Raw genomic sequence first — 24,800 nt, 5'->3', positions numbered from 1 at the left:
TTCGACGGTGGGTGTGACTCTAACTTAGCTGAGCCTTACCTGTGTTGCCAGCGCGGGCCCGGCGGATGTCAGCGGCGAGCGACGCCCGCCTTGCGCAGCGAGGAGCCGATGGCGAGGCCGACCGCCGTCCAGGCCACCGGACCCAGCACGGAGATCGTCAGGTACAGCAGCTGGGCCCACAGCGGCAGCACCGCGAGGTTCGCGGCGAAGAACACGGCGACCGCCACGACCACGCCGATCAACAGGGCCGACACGAAGAAACGCCAGGCGCCCCAGGAGCGGTAGCGGGTGAGGGCGGCGACACCCTCCTGGATGAGGCCGAACAGCAGCGCCGTGCCGATGAACCGCAGCGACCACGCCGGGTTGAAGGCGCTCGCGATGAGCGCGGCGAACACGTGCGTGATGAGCGCCACGAACGGCAGACGCAGCACCTCCTGCGCGATGATGCCCGGCAGGACGTGCGAGCCCAGCACGAGGCCGTAGAGGAACAGCAGCGGACTGGCCAAGAGGAGGGGAGTGACCCAGCCGGCGATACCGCCGAGGATGCCCGTCGCGACGCCGATCGCTGCGCAGATCAGCAGCACTCTGGTCGAGAGGACGGAGGTTCGAGCCACGCTTCCAGCTTACTGGCGACCTTCGGGGACACGGCCGGCCGTCACTCTGCCCGATCGGCGCGGCCGGATGCGACCATCGTTCAGTTCTCGATCCAGCGTCCCGCAGCGGGGCTATGGTGAGCCGCGGTGCGGCAACGAGGCGGCACCGGGATCATCAGGATCATCAGGAGCGAGATATGGGTCGAACACCCCTTCGGATCGCAGCAGCCACCACCCTGGCCACGCTGTTCATCGCATCGACGGCAACCGCAGGCTACGCAGCGACCGGGGAGGTGACACACCCCGTTCCGGTCGCCGGCACCCCCGGGCACTACATCGTGGTCATGAAGGCCGACCCGCTCGCCAGCTACGAAGGCGACATCAAGGGCCTCAAGGCGACGAAGCCGGCCGAGGGCGAGCAGCTCGAGACGCAGTCGCAGGACTCGCAGCGCTACGTCAAGCACCTCAAGTCGGAACAAAAGAGCCTCATCAACGACGTCGGCGTCACGCCGGACACGACCTACCAGGTCGTGCTCAACGGCTTCAGCGCCGACCTCTCCGGCGAGCAGGTCGATCAGCTCCGCGCCTCGAAGGATGTCCTCGGGGTGTACCCCGATGAGATCCGGCACCCCGATGCGCAGACCTCCACGGACTACCTCGGCCTCGGTGACGACCGCAAGGGCCGCGGCGGGGTGTGGCAGCAGACCGGAGGCGTGAAGAAGGCCGGCGAGGGCGTCGTGGTGGGCGTGATCGACACCGGCATCGCCCCCGAGCACCCGTCCTTCGAGGGCAAGAAGCTCAAGCAGCAGAAGAAGCAGAACAGCCGGCACAAGGGCTCGGAGCCCTACACCGACGGCACCTACGTGTACTTCGACAAGTCCGACGGCGGACAGTTCCGTGGCGCGATGGTCGAGGGCCAGGACTGGGACGAGCGCGACTACTCGTCGAAGCTCATCGGCGGGCAGTACTTCTTCGCGGGAGCTCAGGCGGCTGGCTTCGACTTCCAGCACGATTACCTCTCGCCGCGCGATGGCGACGGCCACGGTTCGCACACGGCGAGCACCGCGGCGGGGAACTTCGGAGTGGAGGCCGGGATCGAGGGCGTCGACTTCGGAACCGTCTCGGGCGTGGCACCGGGGGCGAAGGTCGCCGCGTACAAGGCCTGCTACGTCGGGCCGGACACGAGCGTGACCACAGATGACATCTGCGCGCTGAGCGACCTCGTCGCCGCGATCGACCAGGCCGTCGCCGACGGCGTCGACGTGATCAACTACTCGATCGGCGGCGGCGCCGCGAGCACGGTGATGGCCCCGGAAGACCTCGCGTTCCTCAGCGCTGCAGCCGCGGGCGTCTTCGTCGCGACCAGCGCTGGCAACGACGGCCCCGATCCCGTCACCGCCGACCACGCCTCGCCGTGGTACACCACCGTCGCCGCCTCCACCATCCCGACGTGGGAAGGCACCGTGCAGTTCGACGGCTTCGAGCAGGCCGGCGCCTCGGTGACCGTTCCGTTCGGCGAGAGCGTCTCCGGACCCTCCATCGCCGCCGCGGATGCTGCGGCGCCCGGTGCGGCGGATGCGCAGCTGTGCCTGCCGGGTACCCTCGACCCGGCGAGGGTCGCCGGACACATCGTGGTCTGCGACCGCGGCGGCAACGCCCGCGCGGAGAAGTCCCAGGTCGTGAAGGACGCCGGGGGCATCGGCATGGTCCTGGTGAACGTGCCCGGCGGTGCGGACTCGCTCGACAACGACTTCCACGCGGTGCCGACCGTGCACCTGAACGCCGTGCACCGTGCGGCCGTGCTCGCCTACGTGCAGGGCGGTGTCGATCGGCCGATCACCCTCGTCGGCGAGAACACCACCGGAGTGACCACGCCGACCCCGCAGATCGCGGGCTTCTCGAGCCGCGGACCGGTCCTCGCCGACGGCAACGACGTCCTCAAGCCGGACATCGCCGCACCGGGAGTCGCGATCCTCGCCGCCACGCACAACGGTCCGGGCGAAGAGCCGACCTTCGGCATCCTCTCCGGGACGTCGATGGCCTCACCGCACATCGCGGGCCTCGGTGCGCTGTACCTCGGGGAGCACCCGCGGGCGACCCCGGGCGAGATCCGGTCGGCCCTGATGACCACCGCGTACGACACCGTGCTCCCGGACGGCTCGAAGAACACGAACCCCTTCGAGCAGGGCGCGGGGCAGGTGGACGCGACGCGGTTCCTGAACCCCGGTCTGCTGTACCTGAACGGCTTCAGGGACTGGGCGGCCTTCCTCGACGGGAAGGGACTGTCGGACTTCCCCGGCATCGACCCCATCGACGGCAGCGACCTGAACCAGGCATCGATCTCGATCGGGTCCCTGGCCAGCGCGCAGACCGTCACCCGCTCGGTCACCTCGACCGAGAAGGGCGTGTTCACGGCGAAGGCCTCCGTCCCGGGCGTGAACGTCACCGTCACGCCGTCTCAGCTCGCCTTCGACAAGCCGGGGCAGACGAAGACCTTCACGGTCACGTTCGACAGCACCACCGCGCCGGTCGAGCAGTGGGCCACGGGTTCGCTCACCTGGACGAGCACGAAGAACACGGTGCGCTCGCCGATCGCGGTGTTCCCGGTCACGGCGGATGCCCCGGCCGAGGTCACCGGCACCGGCGTCGACGGCAGCACGACGGTGGACATCACCCCCGGCGTCGACGGTGATCTGGCGCTGGGCGTCTCGGGCCTGACCCCGTTCCAGCTGCTCAGCGACCCGGACAACCCGGTCGAGGGGCACTCCGGGAACGAGAACTCGGGCGACGCGAACAAGGACGTCTCCTGGATCGTCGACGTGCCGGAGGGCGCCACGCTCTCGCGGTTCGACCTCGACTCCTCCGACGACGACGGCAGCGATCTCGACCTCACCGTCTACCGGGTCGTGAGCCCCGACGACCTGCGCTACTACGAGCGCTGGCAGTCGGCGACGGGCTCGGCCGACGAGCAGGTCACGATCCCCGCACCGACCGCGGGCACGTATCTGGTCGTGGCGAACGTGTACGCGACCACCGGACCGATGACGTGGGACATGACCTACGCCAACGTGCTCCCGGGTGACGAGGGCTCGTTCACCGCGACGCCGAACCCGATCCCCGCGGTCCGGGGGGAAAAGACGAGCTACGAGCTGAGCTGGACCGGCCTGACCGCCGGCACCCGCTACCTCGGACTCGTCCAGTACGGCGCCTCGGCCGTTCGCACCGTGGTGACCGTCACCGCGCCGGCGGACGCGGCCCCGGCGCCCACGCCGACTCCGACGCCGGAGCCGACCCCGGAGCCGACTCCGACCCCGGAGCCGACTCCGACCCCGGAGCCGACGCCGACCCCGGAGCCGACGCCGACCCCGGAGCCGACGCCGGAGCCGACCCAGCCCCCGGAGACCGACGCCCCGGGGTGAGCCCCGAGCACGGATGCACGACACCGACACGGCCGCACGACGATATCCGTCGTGCGGCCGTGCCGTCGTATCCGGGTCGTGCATCCGTGCCGGGCATCCGTTCATCGCATGACCGCCGCCGCTCGTCGCAGCATCCCCCGAACCGGGCGCGACGGCGGGGCGGACTCCCTACCGTGGGGAGACGCAATGATGCGCCCCCAGAGGAGAACGCCATGACCGCACCTTCGTCGCGCCGACGCGACGGCGCCGGGCTCGTCGACGACGACCCCGACATCCCGACCGACCCGAACCTCCCACCCGTCGCCCTCTCCGCGGAGCACGAGGCGAAGAGCCGCCGCTGGACCCTGCCCAAGATCCTGCTGTGGACGGCCATCGCCCTCCTCGGCGGCGTCGCCTGGGTGATGCTCGCCATCGTGCGCGGCGAGACCGTGAACGCGATCTGGTTCGTGTTCGCCGCCGTCTGCACCTACCTGATCGGCTACCGCTTCTACTCGAAGGTCATCGAGCGGTACATCACCCGTCCCGACGACCACCGCGCCACTCCCGCCGAGGTGAAGCAGGATGGCAAGGATTACGTCCCCACCGACCGCCGGGTGCTCTACGGCCACCACTTCGCCGCCATCGCCGGCGCCGGCCCGCTCGTCGGCCCCGTGCTCGCGGCACAGATGGGCTACCTCCCCGGCACCATCTGGATCATCGTGGGCGTCGTGCTCGCGGGAGCCGTCCAGGACTACACGGTGCTCTTCTTCTCCATGCGCCGCGGCGGCCGGACCATCGGTCAGATGGCGCGGCAGGAGCTCGGCAAGATCGGCGGCACCGCGGCGATCATCGCCTCGCTGCTCATCATGCTGATCATCGTCGCGATCCTCGCGCTCGTCGTCGTCAACGCGCTGGGCGAGAGCCCGTGGGGCGTCTTCTCGGTCGCGATGACCATCCCGATCGCCCTCTTCATGGGCGTGTACCTCCGCTACCTTCGTCCGGGCAAGGTGACCGAGGTCTCCATCATCGGCTTCGTGCTGCTCATGGCCGCGATCATCGGCGGTGGCTGGGTCGCCGGCACCGAGTGGGGTCAGGCGATCTTCCACCTCGACCGCACCACGATCGCCTGGGGCATCATCATCTACGGCTTCATCGCCGCGGTGCTGCCGGTGTGGCTGCTGCTCGCACCCCGCGACTACCTCTCCACGTTCATGAAGATCGGCGTCATCGTGATGCTCGCCGGCGCGATCGTCCTCGTGCGCCCGGAGATCTCGGTCCCCGCGGTCAGCATCTTCGGCGAGAACGGCATGGGTCCGGTGTTCGCGGGCCCGCTCTTCCCCTTCCTGTTCGTGACCATCGCCTGTGGTGCTCTGTCCGGATTCCATGCGCTGATCGCGTCGGGCACGACGCCGAAGCTCGTCGAGAAGGAGCGGCAGACCCGCTTCATCGGATACGGCGGCATGCTCATGGAGTCCTTCGTCGCGATCATGGCCCTCGTCGCCGCGATCTCGATCGACCAGGGCATCTACTTCGCGATGAACGCCCCGTCCGCGGCGACCGGCGGCACCGTGGAGGGCGCGGTCGCCTTCGTGAACTCGCTCGGGCTGACCGGAGTGAACCTCACGCCCGACATGCTCACGGGCACCGCGGCGGCGGTCGGCGAGGAATCGATCGTCTCGCGCACGGGTGGCGCCCCGACGCTCGCGCTCGGCCTCGCGCACATCATGCAGCAGGCCCTCGGCGGGCAGGCGCTCATGGCGTTCTGGTACCACTTCGCGATCATGTTCGAAGCGCTGTTCATCCTCACGGCCGTGGACGCCGGAACCCGGGTCGCCCGCTTCATGCTGCAGGACTCGATCGGCGCCTGGTTCCCGAAGTTCCGCGACGTCTCCTGGCGTCCAGGGGTGTGGATCTGCACCGCGATCATGGTGGCCGGCTGGGGAGCGATCCTCATCCTCGGCGTCACCGACCCGCTCGGCGGCATCAACACCTTCTTCCCGCTGTTCGGCATCGCGAACCAGCTGCTCGCCGCGATCGCGCTCGCCGTGGTGCTGGCGATCGTCGCCAAGCGCGGTCGCAGCTACTTCCGGTGGCTGTGGATCATCGCGCTGCCGCTCGCCTTCACCGCGGTCGTCACCATCACGGCCTCGCTCTACAAGATCTTCTCGCCGGTGCCGGCGATCGGATACTGGGCGAACCATTTCCGCTACCTCGAGGCCCTGAACTCGGGCGACACCTCCCTCGGGGAGGCGGAGGTGCTGCAGGCCGTCATCCGCAACACCGCTGTGCAGGGCACGTTGTCGATCATCTTCGTGGTGCTCGCGATCGTCGTCATCGTCATGGCCGTCATCGCGACCGTGAAGGCGATCCGCAACGGCGGCGGCGAGAACACCGAGGACCCGCCCGTGCCGTCCCGCCGCTTCGCCCCGGCCGGGTTCCTCCCCGACGCGGAGGAGCGCGAGCTGGAGAAGCAGTGGGAGCCGATCCTCGCCGAAGAGCGCGCGGCGGCACGGCACTGAGATGACCCACGCGATGGATCGGACGGATGCCGCGACCTCCCCGCTGCGGGCGCTGTGGAGCGCCCTCGGCCGGGTCGGCCGCGGCATCCGCTGGTACATGACGACGCTGATGGGGGACACCGCGTACGAGACGTATGTCGCCCATCACCGTCGGCATCATCCGGACGAGGAGCCGTTGACGGAGCGGCAGTTCTGGCGTCAGCGGATGGATGAGCAGGACCGCAACCCCGGTGCCCGCTGCTGCTGACCCTTCGACAGGCTCAGGGACCCGAGGTGGGTCGCTGAGCCTGTCGAAGCGTCGGTCGCTGAGCCCGTCGAAGCGCCGAGGTGGGTCGCTGAGCCTGTCGAAGCGCGAGTCGCTGAGCCCGCCCGCGCGTCCCTAGGCTGAACGCATGAACGACGTCGTCCTCGCCGCGATCCTCGGCGCGCTCGGCGGCATCGCCCTCACGGCACTGCTGCTGCTGGCTCGACGGTTCGCGCGCGGGGCGACGGATCTCGGCAGCGAGGCGGAGCAGGGGGCGTTGCGGGCCCTGCATCAGGCGAGTCTCGCCGCCCCGCATCTCCGCGGCGGGCTGACGGGAACGGACGTCGTCAAGGCCGCCCGGCACCTCCGCACCCTGTTGGGGAGCGCCGCGGTCGCGATCGTCGGCGCGGACGACCTGGTCACGCTCGACGGCGCGGCGGACGGGCTGGAGTCCGCCGCCGTGCGCATCGCCGCCCAGGTGCGCGAGTCGGGGCGGCGTCAGGTGTTCCCCTCGCCTTCGCGGACGGACGATCTGGAGGCCGTCGGCGCGCCCATCCTCGTGGACGGGATCATCGTCGGGGTGGTCGTCGCCTTCGCGTCCCCGGTGCGCGCTGCCCTCGTGCGGGCGGCGGAGGAGGTCGCCGACTGGTGTGCGGCGCAGGTCGAGCTCGGCGGACTCGAGGCCTCCCGCACCCAGCTCGCCGAGGCGGAGCTCCGGGCTTTGCGCGCCCAGATCTCCCCGCACTTCATCTACAACGCCCTGACCGCGATCGCCTCGTTCATCACGACCGACCCCGCCCGGGCCCGTGACCTCGTGCTCGAGTTCGCCGACTTCACGCGCTACTCCTTCCGTCGGCACGGGGAGTTCACCACGCTCGCGGAGGAGCTGGGCAGCATCCACTCGTATCTGGAACTGGAGCGCGCCCGGTTCGGCGATCGCCTGCGGGTGACACTGCAGATCGCGCCGGAGACCCTCGCCACGGTCATCCCGTTCCTCTCGGTGCAGCCGCTCGTGGAGAACGCGGTGCGGCACGGCCTGGAGCCGGGGGAGGGCGGCGGCGAGATCCGCATCACCTCCCGCGACGACGGCACCCACACCGAGATCCTCGTGGAGGACGACGGCGTGGGCATGGACCCCGAGAGTCTGCGCGCGCTGCTGACGGCGCGCGATGAGGGCGGTCATGTGGGCCTGCGGAACGTCGACACCCGCCTCCGCCAGGTCTACGGCAGCGGCGGCGGTCTGGTCGTCGAGACCAACGCCGGCGCGGGTACCCTGGTGCGCATGCGAGTCCCGAAATCGCAGCCCCTCCATGACCCGGACGACGACTGAGGAGCGGGCATGATCGACATCCTCGTCGCCGACGACGAGCAGCCGGCCCTCGACGAGCTCGTGCACCTGCTGCGCGCCGATCCGCGCATCGGCGAGATCCTCACGGCGGGCAACGGTGCCGACGCGCTCCGTCAGCTCTCCGCGCGCGCGGTGCGGATCGCCTTCCTCGACATCCACATGCCGGGCCTGCTCGGCACCGAGCTCGCCCGTGCGCTCCTCGGGCTCGCGGTTCCGCCGGCCGTCGTGTTCGTCACCGCCGACGAGGCCCGTGCGGTCGAGGCGTTCGAGCTGCGCGCGGCGGACTACCTCCTCAAGCCGGTCCGGCGGGAACGCCTGCGCAGCGCCGTGGACCGGGTGGTCGCCCAGGAGGCGGCACCGCGCGGCGAGGACGAGGTGCTGCCGGTCACCGTGGGTGCGACCGTCCGGTTCGTCCGACGGAGCGACGTGCGCTGGGTGCAGGCGCAGGGCGACTACGCGCGATTGCACACCGAGGACGACGGTCCCGGCCATCTCGTGCGGATCCCGCTCTCCGAGCTCGAGGCGCGATGGGCGCCGGTCGGCTTCCTGCGCGTCCACCGCTCCACCCTCGTTCGCGCTGATGCGGTGACCGAGGCGCGGCTGTCGGGCGGGGACCCCGTGGTCGTCGTCGGTGCAGCCGTGCTCCCGGTGAGCAGGCGGCTCGTCGCGGCGGTGCGGGAAGCGCTCGTGCGGGGAGAGGGGACCGGATGACCGAGGCACCCAAGCGGGTGCGGGTCACCGCGGACGCCGCGCCCCGCCGCTCCTCCGCCGCGACGAGGGGGATCGCGCTGCCCGGAGCTCCGGTCGCGGAGGCCGATGCCGTCTACGCCCGCGCCCTCATGCGCAGCCAGCTCCGGCTCGCCCTGGGCACCGTCGCCGGATTCGTGGTGGTCGTCGTCGCTCTGGCGCTCGGGATCGCGCTCATCCCCGAGATCGACGCCGTCGTCCTCGGGGGACTGCCGCTGTCGTGGCTGCTTCAGGCCTTCGCGTTCTACCCCGTGATCCTCGTGTTCGCGGTGCTGTACGCGCGCACGGCGGTCCGCAACGAGCGGCGGTACCGCGCCCTGCGGGACCGCGAATGAACGCCGTGCTCGACCTCGTCGGCGTCGCCCTGGTCGTGATCGCCACTCTCCTCATCGGCGTGTACGGGCTGCGCGTGTCGCGGACGACGAGCGATTTCTTCGTGGCATCGCGCACGGTGCGACCGGTCTGGAACGCGTCGGCGATCAGCGGCGAGTACCTGTCGGCGGGCACCTTCCTCGGCCTCTCCGGGCTGGTGCTGCTGGACGGCGCTCGGGGGTTCTGGTTCCCGATCGGATACGCCGCGGGGTACCTGCTCGTGCTCGTGTTCGTGGCCGCGCCGCTGCGCCGGAGCGGGGCGTACACGATCCCGGACTTCGTCGAGGCCCGGCTCGACTCCACGGTCGCGCGCCGCGTCACGAGCCTCGCGGTGCTCATCATCGGCTGGCTCTACATCGTGCCGCAGCTGCACGGTGCCGGCATCACTCTCGTCGTGGTCGCCGGGCTGCCGGAGTGGGTCGGAGCCGTGACCATCGCGGTGCTCGTGGCGGCGGCGGTCGCCGCGGGCGGCATGCGCGCGATCACCTTCGTGCAGGCGTTCCAGTACTGGCTCAAGCTCACGGCGCTGCTCGTGCCGGTGGTGTGCATCGCTTTCGCCCTGAGCGGCGGTCCGCACGACTTCGATCCCGCCCTCGTCTTCCCCGCGGAGGCCGGGCCGTCCGGCTTCGACGCCTACGAGACCGCGTCACTGCTGCTCGCCCTCCTCCTCGGCACGATGGGGCTGCCGCACGTCCTGGTGCGGTTCTACACGAGCCCGACCGGAGCCTCCGCGCGGCGGACCACCGTGATCGTCATCGCCATGGTGAGCGCGTTCTACGCCGTGTCGAGCGCGATGGGACTCCTGGCGCGGATCGCCGCCCCCGACCTCGCGCGGCCGGGAGTCGCGGACACCGTGGTGCTGCAGCTGCCATCGCGAGTGTTCCCGGGGCTTGCCGGCGAGGTGCTGACGGCGCTCATCGTCGCCGGGGCCTTCGCCGCGTTCCTGGCGACCTCGGCCGGGCTCGTGGTCTCGCTCGCGGGCGTCATCAGTCAGGACGTCTTCTCCGGCTCCGTGCGCTCCTTCCGGCTGTCCGCGGTGCTGTGCGCGCTCGTGCCGCTGGGGGTCGCGCTCCTCACGGTTCCCGCGGGACTCGTGTCGAGCGTGGGGGTGGTCTTCGTCGTGGCGGCGTCGACGCTGTCGCCCGTGGTGCTGCTGGGCGTGTGGTGGCGGGGCCTCACCGCGCGCGGGGCGGTCGCAGGCATGGTGTGCGGCGGTGTGGCGACCGGCCTCGCGCTGCTCGTGCACGCCGCGGTGGACGGCGTCGGCATCGCGGCGCCCTACCTCGCGCAGCCCGCCGCCTGGACGATCCCGCTGGCGACCGGGGTCATGGTCGCCGTGTCCCTGCTCGACCCTCGACCCTCGCCCCGCACGGACCGCTTCCTCGCTCGCGTGCACACCCCCGACCGCGCCTGAGCCCCTCCTCTCTCTTCTCTCTCGCTCGCGCGGGGACAGGCGGCCGCGCGGGAGCAGGCTCCCGCACCAGGAAGTGCCTGTATCAGCGCGAGCGCCTGTGCTGGCGCGCGCCCCCCGGGTTTCGCGCGGGGACAGGCGGCCGCGCGGGAGCAGGCTCCTGCACCAGGAAGTGCCTGAATCAGCGCGAGCGCCTGTGTTGGCGCGAGGGCCAGTTGGCGGGAGGGTCAGAGGGTGCGGCTGCGCGGCATCAGGCGCACGGGAGGCAGGGGAGGTGCAGGAATGCGCTGGTCGTGCCCCTCGACGACGCCGAAGCGCGCGGACGCAGCTTCCCAGTCCTCGCGGGCAGCGGCGATCTCGTCGTGCGAGCGCCCTGCGAAGTTCCACCACATGACGATCTCGTCCTCGAAGGGCTCGCCGCCCAGGAGGAACAACAGGCCGCCCTCGCTGCTGGTCACCTCGACGACGTCGCGGGAATCGCCCAGGTAGAGCATGTCGTTGCGGGTCATCGCGTGCTCGGGGACGGCGGCATCACCCTCGACGAGGAGCAGCGCGTGCTCCCACTCCGACCGCAGCGGCAGGCGCACGGTGGTCCCGGCCGGCACGACGATCTCCGCCCCGACGATCGGGGTGTGCACCGTCGCGGGCGAGCGCAGGCCCGCGAACTCGCCGAGCACCACCGTGGCCGTGGCTGCCGAGCCGCTCGCGGCCGAGAGGGTCGTGGTCGGCAGGTCGGTGTGTCGCTCGAAGCCACCCTCTCCGTGGCGCGCGGACTCGGGGAGCACGACCCAGAACTGCAGGGCGTCGAGCGGGACAGGCTCGTCGCCGATGGAGTACTCCGAGTGCGAGATGCCGTTGCCGGCGGTCATGAGGTTGAGCTGACCGCGCCGGAGGTCGGCGTCGCTGCCCAGCGAATCGCGGTGGCGGATCTCCCCGACGAGAGGCCAGGTCACCGTCTGCAGGCCGATATGCGGGTGCGGCTCGACCCGCATCCGGGTCTCGGCCGGGCCGAACCGGTCGAGAAAGCACCACGCCCCGATGGTGGGGAGGTTGCGATGAGGCAGCACCCGCAGCACCTCCATGCCGCGCACACCGCCGAGCGGCACCGCCCGCGGCTCGAGGACGATCCGGCGCTGCCCGATCATTCCGCCCTGCCCGTGGGGTCCTCGTCCGCGCCGGCCGACTCTTTCTGCACCGGGGCGTCCGCCGTCGAGCCCGGGCGCTGCGGCCAGCGGATCTCGGCGCCGGGCACCTCGTGCGTCTCGAGGTACTTCGCGATGTAGGGGCAGAGCGGCACGATCGCGTCGCCCGTCGACGCCACGTCGGTCAGTGCCGCCGCGGCGAGCGTGCCAGCGAGGCCCTGCCCCTGGAAGGCCGGGTCGATCTCGGTGTGCAGGAAGCGGATCGCGCCGGGGCGGGTGTCGAACTCCGCGAACCCGGCCAGCACCTCATCGGAACGGATCTCGTAGCGGGAGGCTTCGTCGTTGCGGGTCAAGGTGATGTCGGTCATCGGGATGCTCCTTCGGCGTCTGGAACCAACCTACGCCCGGGATCGGGCGCACGGGTCTGTGGACGTCGCCGTGCCGCTGTCCGCCGGGGTGATTACGCTGGAGGGATGCCGCAGACTCCCCGTGATCCGTACGACGGATGGATCCCCGAGCGGGACGCGGCATCCGACCAGCCCTGGGACGACGGATGGGAGCCGACCGAGCCTCCCGAGCCGATGGACTGGGAGCCGCAGGGTGCGGGCTTCGAGCCGCCGCTCGACTGGGGCCCGGGTCCGACGACCACCGCGGTGACCACCGCGCCGGCCGTCCGCCGCGCCACGCCCAGCCGGTACGCGACGGCCCGCGAGGCGTTGCACACCGTGTTCGGGTACGACGACTTCCGCGGCGACCAGGCGGCCATCGTCGATCAGGTCATCGGCGGCGGCGACGCGGTCGTCCTGATGCCCACCGGCGGCGGCAAGAGCATCACCTACCAGGTGCCCGCGCTCGTCCGCGAGGGCACCGGACTGGTCATCAGCCCGCTCATCGCCCTCATGCACGACCAGGTCGACGCACTGCGCGCCAACGGTGTGAAAGCCGCGTACCTCAATTCCACCCAGTCGATCGAGGAGCGCCGGGAGGTCGAGCGCGCCTACGTCAGCGGAGAGCTCGACCTCATCTACGTCGCACCGGAACGGCTGTCCAGCGCGCAGACGACCTCCCTCCTGCAACGCGGCACGCTCAGTGTCATCGCGATCGACGAGGCGCACTGCGTGTCGCAGTGGGGCCACGACTTCCGGCCCGACTACCTCGCACTCGGCGACCTCGGCGAGCGGTTCCCCGGCGTCCCCCGCATGGCGCTGACCGCGACCGCGACACGGGCCACGCACAAGGAGCTCACGGAGCGCTTGCACCTCGACGGGGCGAAGCACTTCGTCGCGAGCTTCGACCGCCCCAACATCCAGTACCGGATCGTCCCGAAGGTCGATCCCCGCAAGCAGCTCGTGCAGTTCATCCGGTCGCAGCCGGAGGGGGCGGCGGGCATCGTCTACGCGCTGAGCCGCAAGTCCGTCGAGCAGACGGCGACCTATCTCGCCGCGCAGGGTCTCGACGCCCTGCCCTATCACGCCGGTCTCCCCGCCGAGGTGCGGGCGGCCAATCAGTCGCGCTTCCTCCGCGAGGACGGCGTGGTGATGGTCGCGACCATCGCGTTCGGCATGGGCATCGACAAGCCCGACGTGCGGTTCGTCGCCCACATCGATCTGCCCAAGTCGGTCGAAGGGTACTACCAGGAGACCGGTCGCGCCGGCCGCGACGGGGAGCCGTCTGTCGCGTGGATGGCGTACGGACTCGGTGACGTCGTGCAGCAGCGCCGTCTGATCGACCAGAGTCCCGGGGACCGCACGTTCAAGATGCGCATGGGGCAGCACCTCGACGCGATGCTCGCGCTGTGCGAGACGGTGGAGTGCCGTCGGCAGAACCTCCTCGGGTACTTCGGTCAGGAGTCGCAGCCCTGCGGCAACTGCGACACGTGCCTCGACGACACGGCGACCTTCGACGGGCTCGTCCCCGCACAGAAGCTGCTGTCCACGATCGTGCGGCTCAAGCGGGAGCGGAATCAGGCCTTCGGTGCCGGCCACCTCATCGACATCCTCCGCGGGGCCTCGACCGAGCGCATCCGCCAGCAGCGGCACGACGCCCTCGCGACCTACGGCATCGGCGCCGACCTCTCCGACCAGGACTGGCGGAGCGTGGTGCGCCAGCTCCTCGCCCGGGGCATCCTCGTCGCGCAGGGCGACTACGGCACGCTCGCACCCGGAGAGGCGGCCGCGGGGGTGCTGCGCGGCGAGACCGCTGTGCCGCTCCGGAAAGACACGATCGGACGCCCGTCCTCGCCCTCCCGCGCCCGGAAGGCGAGTGCCGCCGACGCCCTCGAGGCCGGAGACCGGGAGCTGTTCGAGGCGCTGCGGGCCTGGCGCGCCGAGACCGCCAGAGAACAGGGCGTCCCGGCGTACATCGTCTTCGGCGATGCCACGCTCCGTGCGCTCGCGGAGCATCGGCCCACGTCGCACGCCGACCTCGACGGCATCACCGGCATCGGTGCGAAGAAGCGCGAGGCCTATGGCGACGGCGTGCTCGCCGTCATCGCTGCCTCCTGACTCCGCTCTCGCGGCCCGTTCCTCCCGTGGGCGGCGGGAAGTTTCCCCCTCTCAGCAGGCCGTATACGCGTTTGGGAATGAGTGCCAGGCGACCGCCGCCTTCCGCATGCCGAAAAAAGAATGCGTGTCCGGACTGGATATTCCTGTGAACGTGCCGTAGACAATCCTTACTTGCGCCTGACCGGCAACGTTGCCGGTTCCTGGGGGGGCCAGTGACTCGAACTCGGTTCGAAATCACAGGAGGGCAGGAAATGTTCAAACGGAGGCGAACTCTGCGTAAGAGCAGGGTTTTCGCGGTAGCGACCATCAGTGCGGTGGTCGTCGGGAGCGTACTCGCGCCGACGGCGGCGAGCGCAGCACCCGGAGACGAATCCACGTCGAGTGCGCGGTTCCTCTCGGGCAGCCTGCTGCTCGGGGGTGTGCCGCTCGACGATGTCGTGGCGTTGCAGGGGGTGGAGACTTCCCACGACGGCACGAATCCCGAGCCGAACACGGCGACCGGTGGACTCGACTTGACCGCGCTCAACGCGCTCAACCTCGAGATACCGGGCGGACTCAGCGTCCCGCTCACCGACGCCCTTGCCCTCGGCGCGGTGAACCAGTATTCGCAATCCAGTGACGGCGGCACCTCGCGCGCGGCCGTCGGCGCGGTCTCCGATACCGGCGTCGTGGACACCACAGGCGCCGGGGCATACCCGTCCGACGCGACCCTCAACCTCGAGGGACTCCTCGGGTCGACTGTGACCGGTGTGGTCGCCGACCTCGACGTGTCGTTGAACGCGATCAGCGCCCAGGCGGCGATCGCCGCAGACGGCACGGTCACCCGCGACTACAACGTCTCCGGCGGCACGCTGGCCCTTCGGCTCCCGGCGGTGACTGGCCTTGTCGACACGCTCACCGGCACGGGTGGCGTGGTGTCGACGGTGGACGCCGCCGTGAACACGCTCACCGGCCCGAACGGTCTCCTGGCCGGCGCTCTTGCGGGGCTCAATGCCGCGCTGGCTCCGCTGCTCGGGAACCCCGGGCTGAACATCACCATCACGACTCAGGTGAACCAGGCGATCAACACGATCCTCGACACCCCGCTCTCGGACGGTGTCGTCACCGTGAACCTCCGCACCGGCGTCGTGACGGCCGACCTCGACGCCCTGCTCACGAGCGCGGCCGGGCACGGGCTGAACAATCTCGCGGTGAACGAGGAAGTGCTCTCGGCGCCGGTGCTCACCGCCTTGATCGATCGCGTCGGCGCGTTGCTGGGCACGGTGCCGCAGGCCGTGCAGACCACCCTGACGAACACGCTCAATGCGGCAACCCTGAATGTCAGCGCAGCCGTGTGTCTCGTCGGCACCGCGCCGTCGTGCACGACGCCGATCGTGGACATCGGCACCGGCATCACGGTCTCGGTTCCCAACCAGACGCTGGCGAGTGTCGTGAACGGCACCGCCTCGGCGACGATCTCGGTGAAGGCGGCCGGCCTGCCGGTGACGATCCCGGTCAGCACGCTCCTCGGGGCGCTCGCGACCCCGATCAACAACGTGCTGCTCGGCACCAACGGTGTCGTGAACACCGTGGTCCCGACGGTCACCACGGCGGTGAACGGCATCATCACGGCCATCGACCCGGCCGTCGACCTCCTGAACGGGGTCGTCTCGCTCCGCGGGAACGTGCAGCCGGACAACGGCCCGATCTACAGCCAGGAAGCGTTCGTCCTCACGGTCGGCGACATCGCCGGTGACGGCGGCGTCGGAACGCTCGTGCTCGCTCGTGCCGAAGCCGGGCCCAACGCTATCGCGCCCGTGCTGGAGGCGACGAGTCCGGTGAAGCCGGGACAGTCCACCACGCTGACGTCGAGCGGGTGGCCCGCCTCGACCGAGGTGACCGTCCGACTGCTGGACCCGGAGGGCACCGCCGTCGGCGACCCGATCGTCGTCATGACCGACGCGGACGGCGCGTTCCCCGCGGACACCACGCTCGCCGTTCCGGACACCGCCGCCACCGGCGACTACGCGGTGACCGCGACGGCTGACGGCATCACGGTGGAGGCTCCGCTGGCCGTCGAGCCGTACGCGCCGACGCTCTCGGCGAGCAGTCCCGTGACGGTCGGCGAGCAGACGACGGTCACGTCGAGCGGCTGGCCGGCGTCCGCCGATGTCACGCTCCGGCTCGAGGACCCGGCAGGCCAGGTCGTGGGATCGGCCGCGACGGTCACCACGGACGGCGCCGGCGCGATTCCCGCAGGGACGACGCTGACCGTGCCGGACGGCTCGCCGATCGGCGACTACCGCGTGATCGGCCTCGACGAGTTCGGCAACACCGCGGAAGGACCGCTCACGGTGCTCGCGGTGCCGGGGACGCCGGTGCTCTCGGCGTCCGGCCCGGTGCGGCCGGGAGAGACGACGACCGTCGCCTCCGGCGGCTGGCCGAGCGGCGTCGAGGTCGTGCTGCAGATCGAAACGCCCGACGGATCGCCCGTGGGTGAGCCCGTGACGGTCACCACCGACGGCGACGGTGCGATCCCGACCGGGACGACGCTCACGGTCCCCATCTCGACCACCCCGGGTGACTACGTCGTCGTCGGTATCGGCGAGGGGGACACCGCGGAGGGTCCGCTGACCGTCGCGCCGTGGACGCCGACGGTCGAGGCCTCGACCCCCGTCAAGCCCGGTCAGACCACGACCGTCGCCTCCGGGGGATGGCCGCCGAACACCGAGGTCACGTTCCAGCTCGAGAACGCGGAGGGCGAACCGGTGGGCTCACCCGTGACGGTACCCACGGATGCCGACGGGAACATCCCGGCCGGCACCGCGGTGACGGTTCCGACGGGCACCGCGCCGGGCGACTACACGGTCGTCGGCACCGGCGTCGAGGGCATCACCGGCGAAGACGCGCTCGTCGTCGCCCCGTGGACGCCCACGATCGAGGCCTCCGGGCCGGTGAAGCCGGGACAGCCGACGACGATCACCTCGGGAGGCTGGCCGCCGAGCACGGAGGTCACGTTCCAGCTGCAGGACGAGTCCGGCGATCCCGTGGGGGCTCCTGTGACGGTCACGACCGACGCTGACGGGGACATCCCGGCCGGCACGACGGTCGTGATTCCGGCGGACGCCGCCCCCGGCGAGTACACCGTCGTCGGTACCGATACCGACGGCAACTCCGGTGAGGATGTGCTCGCCGTGGAGGCGTGGACTCCCACTCTCGAGGTGACCAGCCCGGTCGCACCGGGAGCGACGACCGCGATCACGTCCGGCGAGTGGCCGCCGCTCACCGAGGTGACCTTCCGGCTCGAGAGCACCAGCGGTACCGCGGTGGGCACTCCGGTGACGATCACGACGGACGATGCCGGGGCGGTTCCGGCGGGTACGACGCTCGCGATCCCGAGCGATGCCGAGCCGGGCGACTACATCGTGGTCGGCACGGACGCGAACGGGAACACCGTGGACGCGGCCCTCGTCGTCTCGGCCGTGGGCACCGACACCGACACGGGCACGGACCCGGGAACGGACACCGGAACGGACACGGACACCGGGACGGATCCGGGTACGGACACCGGCACGGACCCGGGTACGGATACCGGCACGGACACGGACACCGGAACGGACACGGGTACGGACACCGGCACGGACACGGACACCGGGACGGATCCGGGTACGGATACCGGCACGGACACGGACACCGGAACGGACACGGGTACGGACACCGGCACGGACCCGGGAACGGACACCGGGACGGACCCGGGTACGGATACCGGCACGGACACGGACACCGGAACGGACACGGGTACGGACACCGGCACGGACACGGACACCGGGACGGATCCGGGTACGGACACCGGCACGGACCCGGGAACGGACACCGGAACGGACACGGACACCGATACGAGTGCAGATCCCGGCAGCGGGACGGACACGGATCCCGGAACCGACACCGACACCGGAACCGGGACCGACACCGACACCGACACCGGGACCGACACCGACACCGGGACCGATACGGGTACCGACACCGGGAACGACCCGGACGGCGAGCTCGGCATCACGATCCTGCACCCGGTGCGGGAGCGGGGCGAGAGCCAGTCGGTGACGGGCACCGGGTTCGCGCCGGGTGAGGTCGTGACGGGAGTCATGCGGTCCGCGCCGATCGATCTCGGCACCCAGGTCGCGAATGCGGCGGGCGAGGTGACCTTCACCTGGACGATCCCGTCGACGCAGGATCTCGGTACTCACACGGTGACGCTCACCGGGGCCGAGTCCGGAGCGGTCTCCACCTCGTTCCAGGTGGTGGCGTCGGCTTCCGGTCTCGCGACCACGGGTGGCGACTCCGGTTCCTTCCTGGCCTGGAGCGTGATGCTCATGATGGCCGGTGCAATCCTCGCCGCCAGTGCGCGACGGAGGCGGATGTCGGTGACGTCGAAGACGTGAGCGACATCGTCGGTGGCGTCCGGGTTCCCCCAGGCCCGGGCGCCACCGATCGTCTCCGCCGCACCATGAGGAGAGGACATCGATGACTCGGAGCCCGCAGACGACCGGCACGCTGCCGGCGGCGGCGAAGGTCGTGACCGCGGTCGCGCTCGCGCTCGCCGCGACGCACATCGCGCTCACCGCGATCTTCAACGTCCCGTCCGCGGACATCAAGTACGACGCTCTGCCCGGACGCGCAGCCGACGCCTACATCCGGCCGTACTTCTTGCAGGACTACCGCATCTTCGCCCCCGACCCCGCCAGCGCTGACCGCAACCTGTGGATCCGCGCCTGGGTGGAGAAGCCGGATGGCGAGCGCGTCGAGACGAAGTGGGTCGACGTCACGTCGATCGAGCTGGCCGAACCGTATCGGCGGGTGCTGCGCAAGCAGCTCACGGTGATCGGCGCCGAGCAGCTCATGACCTCCTACGGTCGTCTCACGGAGGAGCAGAAGCAGATCGCTGCGGAGAACTTCCACGACGACGGCGATCTCGTCCCGCTCAACGAGGCGCTGCTCGCGACCGCGGACGCCGACCCGGCGCGGGTGCGCGCCTTCATCCGTGCCACGAACTACACCTCCTCCTACGCCACCCAGGCGGCCAGAGCCCTGTGGTCGGACGACGGCGAGGTGATCGCCGTGCAGACGCGCTCCGTGTTCAGCCCCGTCGTCCGATGGGAGGACCGCGGTGATCCGAACGCCGCGCGTCCGGACTCCTCTTATACGGAGCTGGGCTGGCGTCCGGTGCTGGAGTGGTCGCAGCAGAGCGACGAGGCCTTCGCGCGCACCTTCCTGAAGTGGGCCACGGCGGCGGGAGTGACCGGATCGCTCGGGGAGGAGGAAGGATGAAGGCCGTCGCCCGTCTTTGGGACACGCTGCTGCACTGGCTGCTCGATCGGCGGCATGCGACGTACGGCCTCGCCGTGATGCGCATCGGCTTCGCGGCCCTGACCATCGTCAGCATCCTGCTGTACCTGCCCGACTACTCGTACACCTTCGGAGAGGGCTCGCGGTGGGGTGAGTCGCTGTACCGACCGAGCGGCGTGAACGACTATCTCTGGCCGGTTTCGCTCCTCTTCTCCCGCACCGACTCCGATCCGGTGACCTTCCTGAAGCTCGGCGTGCTCCTCGCGGTGGCCGTGGCCTACCTCCTCGGGTGGCGGATGCGGATCGTCTCGCCGCTCTTCGTGATGCTGTGGCTCGGGTACGCCGCCACGAACCCGCTCGTCCTCAACACCGGGCACTACCAGACCTTCCGGGTCATGCTCCTCTTCCTGCTGCTGGCCGACACCTCCCGGCAGTGGTCGCTGGACGCTCGGCGTCGTCGGCGCACCGGAGCCGACCCGGCGCTCTCCCTCCGTGGACACGCCCTGCCGCGGTGGGTGCCGGTGCTGTCGAACAACATCGCGGTGATCCTCATCGGCGCGCAGCTGTGCATCGTCTACATCACCAGCGCGCTGTGGAAGCTGCAGGGGACGATGTGGGTCGAGGGCATCGCGGCCTACTATCCACTGCGGCTGCAGCAGTTCATCCTCATCCCGTGGCTCAACGAGATCGCCTGGCACGTGACGCCGGCCATCTTCATCGCCTCGTGGCTCAGTGTCTACATGCAGCTCCTCTTCCCGCTGACCCTTCTCAACCGGTGGACGCGGATCATCGGACTGATCGCGATCACCGGCATGCACGCCGGCATCGGGATCCTCATGTCGCTGCCCTTCTTCTCCCTCGTCATGATCTTCAGCGACATGATCTTCGTGCGCGACGTGACGTGGCGCCGCCTGCAGCTCGCCGTGTTGCGCCGGTGGCGACGACGGCGGACTGTGAGCAACCGACAACGAGCCGAGGGGAGGTCCCGCGGCCCTGTTGGAGAGGATGAACAGGCGAGTTCGCCCGAAGTTGTCGGAGTCCTACCATGAGAGGCATCCACCTTCGTCTCTCCGAGAGGAACGCTCATGGTCGACGCCGCCGTCCGCCCTTCGACGACACCTGACCCGCGCGAGAGCGCGACCGCCCCGCGGATCGATGTCGCCCGTCTGAACGACGCCCTGATGGGCACCTGGGGCGACGTCCGTCGCCAGGCCCGCGAGATGATCAAGGATTCCGCGTTCTGGCGGAAGGACGAGCTCGGCAAGGACGACCACCGCGAGCGCGTGCTGAGCCAGCTCCACCTCCTCGTCGACAACAAGGCCGTGCATCGGGCGTTCCCGAAGCGTTTCGGGGGCGAGGAGAACAACGGCGGCAACATCGCCGGCTTCGAGGAGCTCGTGGCCGCCGACCCGAGCCTGCAGATCAAGTCGGGCGTGCAGTGGGGACTCTTCGGCTCCGCGATCCTGCAGCTCGGCACGAAGGAGCACCACGACACCTGGCTCCCCGGTGTCATGGACCTGTCGATCCCCGGCGCGTTCGCGATGACCGAGATCGGGCACGGCTCCGACGTCGCCGCGGTCGGCACCACGGCGACCTACGATCCGGAGACGGAGGAGTTCGTGATCCACACGCCGTTCCGCGGCGCGACGAAGGAGTACCTCGGCAATGCCGCCCTGCACGGCATCGCGGCGACCGTGTTCGCGCAGCTCATCACGAACGGCGTCAACCACGGCGTGCACTGCTTCTACGTGCCCCTTCGTGGCGAGGACGGCGCGGATCTGCCGGGCATCGGTCGGGAGGACGACGGTCTCAAGGGCGGACTGAACGGCATCGACAACGGCCGTCTCTCCTTCGACCAGGTGCGCATCCCGCGCACGAACCTGCTGAACCGGTACGGCGACGTCGCCCCGGACGGCACGTACTCCAGCGCGATCGACAGCCCGGGCCGCCGGTTCTTCACGATGCTCGGCACCCTCGTGCAGGGACGCGTCTCGCTCGACGGTGCCGCCTCCTGGGCCTCCGCGCTCGGCCTGCACATCGCCATCACCTACGCCACGCAGCGTCGCCAGTTCGACGGGGCGGACGGGCAGGAGGTCGTGCTGATGGACTACGGCAAGCACCAGCGCCGTCTGCTCCCGCGCCTGGCCACGACGTACGCGCAGATCTTCGCGCACGACGAGTTCCTGCAGAAGTTCGACGGCGTCTTCTCCGGTCGTACCGACACCCCGGACGACCGGGAAGACCTGGAGACGCTCGCGGCCGCGCTCAAGCCGCTGTCGACCTGGCATGCGCTCGACACCCTGCAGGAGGCCCGCGAGGCGTGCGGCGGCGCCGGCTTCATGTTCGAGAACCGCCTGGTCGGACTCCGCGCCGACCTCGACATCTACGTCACGTTCGAGGGCGACAACAACGTCCTGCTCCAGCTCGTCGGCAAGCGGCTGCTGACCGACTACGCGAAGCAGTTCCAGGGCAAGGACGCCGCGGCGCTCGCCCGGTACGCCGTGGGGATGACAGCCGGCAAGGTGTTCCACGGGGCGGGGCTCCGTCAGCTCGGTCAGGCCGTGACCGACTTCGGCCAGGTCGCCCGGTCGGTGGAGCGCGGACTCCGCGAGGAGCAGCAGCACGACCTCCTCGCGGGGCGCGTGCAGCAGATGGTCGCCGACATCGCGACCCGGCTGCGTGCCGCCGGCAAGGACAAGGTGCTCGGGGCGCGGCTGTTCAACGAGAACCAGGCGGAGCTCATCGAGGCGGCCAGGGCGCACGGCGAACTCCTGCAGTGGGAGGCCTTCACCGACGCCGTCCACGCGATGGACGACGCCGAGACGAAGAAGGTCATGACCTGGCTGCGCGACCTCTTCGGCCTGCAGCTCATCGAGAAGCACCTCGCCTGGCACCTCATCCACGGGCGGCTCTCCACCCAGCGGGCGGCGGCGGTGTCGCGCTACATCGACCGGCTGTGCGCGCGGCTGCGTCCGTACGCGCTCGACCTCGTCGACGCGTTCGGCTACGAGCCCGAGCACGTGCGGGCACCCATCGCGAGCGGCGCGGAGAAGCAGCGGCAGGACGAGGCCCGCGCGTACTACGCCGACCTCGAGGCCACCGGTCAGGCTCCCGTCCTGGAGAAGACGCTCAAGCGGCAGAAGCGCTGAGCGGACAGCGGATTCATCGACGCCGGCGGATAGTCTCGGCGAGTACCGACCCGAGGAGCATCATGTCGACCGTCACCGCCTACGCCGCCCCCGCCGAAGCCGCCCCGCTGGAGAAGACCGTCATCGAGCGTCGAGAGCTCGGCCCGCACGACGTCCTCATCGACATCGCCTTCGCCGGCATCTGCCACTCCGACATCCACACCGTCCGCGGCGACTGGGGTCCGCAGCAGTACCCGCTGGCCCCGGGGCACGAGATCACGGGGACCGTCGCCGCCGTGGGGGCCGAGGTCACGAAGCACGCCCTCGGCGACCGCGTCGGTGTCGGCTGCCTCGTGAACTCGTGCCGGGAGTGCGTGTACTGCCTCCGCGGTGACGAGCAGTTCTGCGCGCAGGGTGCGGTCGGGACGTACGGGGCGGTCGACCGCGACGGCACCATCACCCAGGGCGGGTACTCGGAGCAGGTCGTCGTCACCGAGGACTTCGTGCTGCGGATCCCGGACGCTCTGCCCCTGGACGCGGCGGCTCCGCTGCTGTGCGCGGGCATCACCACGTACTCGCCGCTGCGGCACTGGAAGGTCGGTCCCGGCACGCGCGTCGCCGTCGTCGGGCTCGGCGGGCTCGGTCACATGGGCGTGCAGATCGCGCACGCCCTCGGCGCGGAAGTGACCGTGCTCTCGCAGACCCTCTCGAAGCAGGACGACGGTCTCCGTCTCGGGGCCGACCACTACTTCGCGACGAGCGACCGGGAGACCTTCCGCGAGCTGCGCGGCTCCTTCGACGTGATCCTCAACACCGTGAGCGCCGTCATCGACCTCCGCTCCTACCTCGGGCTGCTCGATGTGGACGGCACCATCGTGTGCGTCGGTGCTCCCGCGGAGGCCCTCGCCCTGAACGCGGGGTCGCTGATCGCCGGACGACGCTCCATCGCGGGCTCGAACATCGGCGGCATCCGGGAGACCCAGGAGATGCTCGACTTCTGCGCGGAGCACGGCATCACCGCGCAGATCGAGGTCATCCCCGCATCCGCAATCAATGAGGCGTACGAGCGTGTCCTCGCGTCCGATGTGCGCTACCGCTTCGTCATCGACGCCGCCACCTTCGCCGCCTGACCCCGTCCCGTCCGGTTCCGCCCCCTCCGTCGCGGGATCAGAAGCGCCCCCCCGGTGCCTGCCTGAGGAGCGATTCCCGTCCCGCGACCAGCGAGTCCGCAGAGCCGAGACGAGAAAGTCTCCGGATGAGGGCCGCGCAGGTACGGTTCTGATCCCGCGCTGGCCTCGGGAGGGCGCCGCGCGGAGGAAGGAGTGCGGGACAGGAAAGGAGCCGGGGGTCCGCGTCGGGAGGCCCTTTTCGATCTCGCGTCGGACGTGCGCCGCGGGGACTGAGCCCGCACCGGACGGGCGTCGGTGGGGGTGGATACGGTGAGGGGATGACCTCCCTCCTCCTGGGGCCCGACTCCCGCGCGCGGTGCGCGTGGGTCGGCGACGACGCTGAGTACCGCCGATACCACGACGAGGAGTGGGGGACGCCGCTGCACGGTGACCGTGCGCTGTTCGAGAAGATGGCGCTCGAAGGGTTCCAGGCAGGTCTCTCCTGGATCACGATCCTGCGCAAGCGTCCGCGGTTCCGTGAGGTGTTCGCCGGATTCGTGCCGGAGGCCGTGGCAGCGTTCGACGACGCGGACGTGGAACGGCTGATGGCTGATCCCGGCATCATCCGCAACCGTGCCAAGATCCTCGCGACGATCGGCAACGCGCAGATCGTGCAGTCGATGGCGGAGGGCGAGCTCGACGCCCTGATGTGGTCGTTCGCTCCGCCGCCGTCCGCGACGCGCCCCGGGTCGTTCGCCGAGGTCCCCGCCGTCACACCGGAGTCGACCGCTCTGAGCAAAGAATTGCGGCGCCGCGGGTTCCGCTTCGTCGGCCCGACGACGATGTACGCCCTCATGCAGTCCGCGGGCATGGTGGACGATCACATCGAGGGGTGCTGGAAGGCCTGACCTTCCGACCGGAAAGAGCGCGGAGCGGTGCGTTCACGCCCGATATACTCGGCAC

General features: G+C 70.4%; 17 protein-coding genes. 14 read left to right on the top strand and 3 right to left on the bottom strand.

Features of this window, described 5'->3' with window-relative positions; all coding sequences use genetic code 11:
• Positions 1 to 68 precede the first annotated feature (68 nt).
• On the bottom strand, positions 69 to 614 hold the full coding sequence (locus tag CYL12_RS10605) for an ECF transporter S component (RefSeq protein ID WP_101847572.1): 546 nt from the start codon (positions 612 to 614) through the stop codon (positions 69 to 71).
• A gap of 176 nt (positions 615 to 790) precedes the next feature.
• Here CYL12_RS10605 and CYL12_RS10600 point away from each other — a divergent pair, with 176 nt between their 5' ends.
• The 7 genes from CYL12_RS10600 to CYL12_RS10570 all read left to right on the top strand — a co-directional run bounded on the left by CYL12_RS10600 (position 791) and on the right by CYL12_RS10570 (position 10,635).
• On the top strand, positions 791 to 4,012 hold the full coding sequence (locus tag CYL12_RS10600; protein ID WP_158297161.1) for a S8 family peptidase: 3,222 nt from the start codon (positions 791 to 793) through the stop codon (positions 4,010 to 4,012).
• 212 nt (positions 4,013 to 4,224) lie between these two features.
• Positions 4,225 to 6,510 (top strand): carbon starvation CstA family protein, encoded by a 2,286-nt coding sequence (locus CYL12_RS10595; protein ID WP_199399104.1) that lies wholly within the window; start codon positions 4,225 to 4,227, stop codon positions 6,508 to 6,510.
• 1 nt (position 6,511) lies between these two features.
• Positions 6,512 to 6,757 (top strand): YbdD/YjiX family protein, encoded by a 246-nt coding sequence (locus CYL12_RS10590; RefSeq protein ID WP_101847570.1) that lies wholly within the window; start codon positions 6,512 to 6,514, stop codon positions 6,755 to 6,757.
• A 145-nt stretch (positions 6,758 to 6,902) separates the two neighbouring features.
• Positions 6,903 to 8,084 carry a sensor histidine kinase gene (locus tag CYL12_RS10585; protein WP_101847569.1) on the top strand — a complete coding sequence of 394 codons (1,182 nt, stop codon included), beginning with the start codon at positions 6,903 to 6,905 and terminating at the stop codon, positions 8,082 to 8,084.
• 9 nt (positions 8,085 to 8,093) lie between these two features.
• A complete protein-coding gene (locus CYL12_RS10580; RefSeq protein ID WP_101847568.1) occupies positions 8,094 to 8,813 on the top strand; it encodes a LytR/AlgR family response regulator transcription factor in 720 nt (239 codons plus the stop codon).
• A complete protein-coding gene (locus CYL12_RS10575) occupies positions 8,810 to 9,184 on the top strand; it encodes a DUF4212 domain-containing protein (protein WP_101847567.1) in 375 nt (124 codons plus the stop codon). The genes CYL12_RS10580 and CYL12_RS10575 overlap by 4 nt, the downstream gene beginning before the upstream one ends.
• On the top strand, positions 9,181 to 10,635 hold the full coding sequence (locus CYL12_RS10570) for a sodium/solute symporter (RefSeq protein ID WP_101847566.1): 1,455 nt from the start codon (positions 9,181 to 9,183) through the stop codon (positions 10,633 to 10,635). The genes CYL12_RS10575 and CYL12_RS10570 overlap by 4 nt, the downstream gene beginning before the upstream one ends.
• A gap of 224 nt (positions 10,636 to 10,859) precedes the next feature.
• Here the strand turns inward: CYL12_RS10570 and CYL12_RS10565 are convergent, their stop codons facing one another.
• Together CYL12_RS10565 and CYL12_RS10560 are read right to left on the bottom strand one after the other, a co-directional pair.
• Positions 10,860 to 11,777 (bottom strand): pirin family protein, encoded by a 918-nt coding sequence (locus CYL12_RS10565; RefSeq protein WP_101847565.1) that lies wholly within the window; start codon positions 11,775 to 11,777, stop codon positions 10,860 to 10,862.
• The gene (locus tag CYL12_RS10560; protein WP_101847564.1) at positions 11,774 to 12,142 is read right to left on the bottom strand and encodes a GNAT family N-acetyltransferase; all 369 of its coding nucleotides are present in this window, start codon (positions 12,140 to 12,142) and stop codon (positions 11,774 to 11,776) included. The genes CYL12_RS10565 and CYL12_RS10560 overlap by 4 nt, the downstream gene beginning before the upstream one ends.
• A 105-nt stretch (positions 12,143 to 12,247) precedes the next feature.
• Between CYL12_RS10560 and recQ the strand changes: the two genes are divergently transcribed.
• The 7 genes from recQ (at position 12,248) to CYL12_RS10525 (ending at position 24,745) form a co-directional block, all read left to right on the top strand.
• Positions 12,248 to 14,278, top strand: a complete 2,031-nt coding sequence (gene recQ / locus CYL12_RS10555) for a DNA helicase RecQ (RefSeq protein ID WP_233486712.1) — start codon at positions 12,248 to 12,250, stop codon at positions 14,276 to 14,278.
• 314 nt (positions 14,279 to 14,592) lie between these two features.
• Positions 14,593 to 18,696 (top strand): choice-of-anchor G family protein, encoded by a 4,104-nt coding sequence (locus CYL12_RS17210; RefSeq protein WP_158297160.1) that lies wholly within the window; start codon positions 14,593 to 14,595, stop codon positions 18,694 to 18,696.
• Between the two features lie 82 nt (positions 18,697 to 18,778).
• Positions 18,779 to 19,582, top strand: a complete 804-nt coding sequence (locus tag CYL12_RS10545) for a DUF5819 family protein (protein ID WP_101847563.1) — start codon at positions 18,779 to 18,781, stop codon at positions 19,580 to 19,582.
• Positions 19,579 to 20,649 (top strand): HTTM domain-containing protein, encoded by a 1,071-nt coding sequence (locus CYL12_RS10540; RefSeq protein WP_101847562.1) that lies wholly within the window; start codon positions 19,579 to 19,581, stop codon positions 20,647 to 20,649. Before CYL12_RS10545 ends, CYL12_RS10540 begins: the two co-directional genes overlap by 4 nt.
• A gap of 36 nt (positions 20,650 to 20,685) precedes the next feature.
• Positions 20,686 to 22,749, top strand: a complete 2,064-nt coding sequence (locus CYL12_RS10535; RefSeq protein WP_101847561.1) for an acyl-CoA dehydrogenase family protein — start codon at positions 20,686 to 20,688, stop codon at positions 22,747 to 22,749.
• Positions 22,750 to 22,811: 62 nt separating this feature from the next.
• Complete coding sequence (locus CYL12_RS10530) at positions 22,812 to 23,858, top strand: NAD(P)-dependent alcohol dehydrogenase (protein ID WP_101847560.1); 1,047 nt, start codon at positions 22,812 to 22,814, stop codon at positions 23,856 to 23,858.
• 317 nt (positions 23,859 to 24,175) lie between these two features.
• Positions 24,176 to 24,745 (top strand): DNA-3-methyladenine glycosylase I, encoded by a 570-nt coding sequence (locus CYL12_RS10525; RefSeq protein ID WP_101847559.1) that lies wholly within the window; start codon positions 24,176 to 24,178, stop codon positions 24,743 to 24,745.
• Positions 24,746 to 24,800: the final 55 nt, after the last annotated feature.

It is taken from the genome of Zhihengliuella sp. ISTPL4 (assembly GCF_002848265.1).
GTDB lineage: Bacteria > Actinomycetota > Actinomycetes > Actinomycetales > Microbacteriaceae > Microbacterium.
Note: the sequence above shows the minus strand (reverse complement) of the source record. Positions and strands in the feature narration are given on the sequence as shown.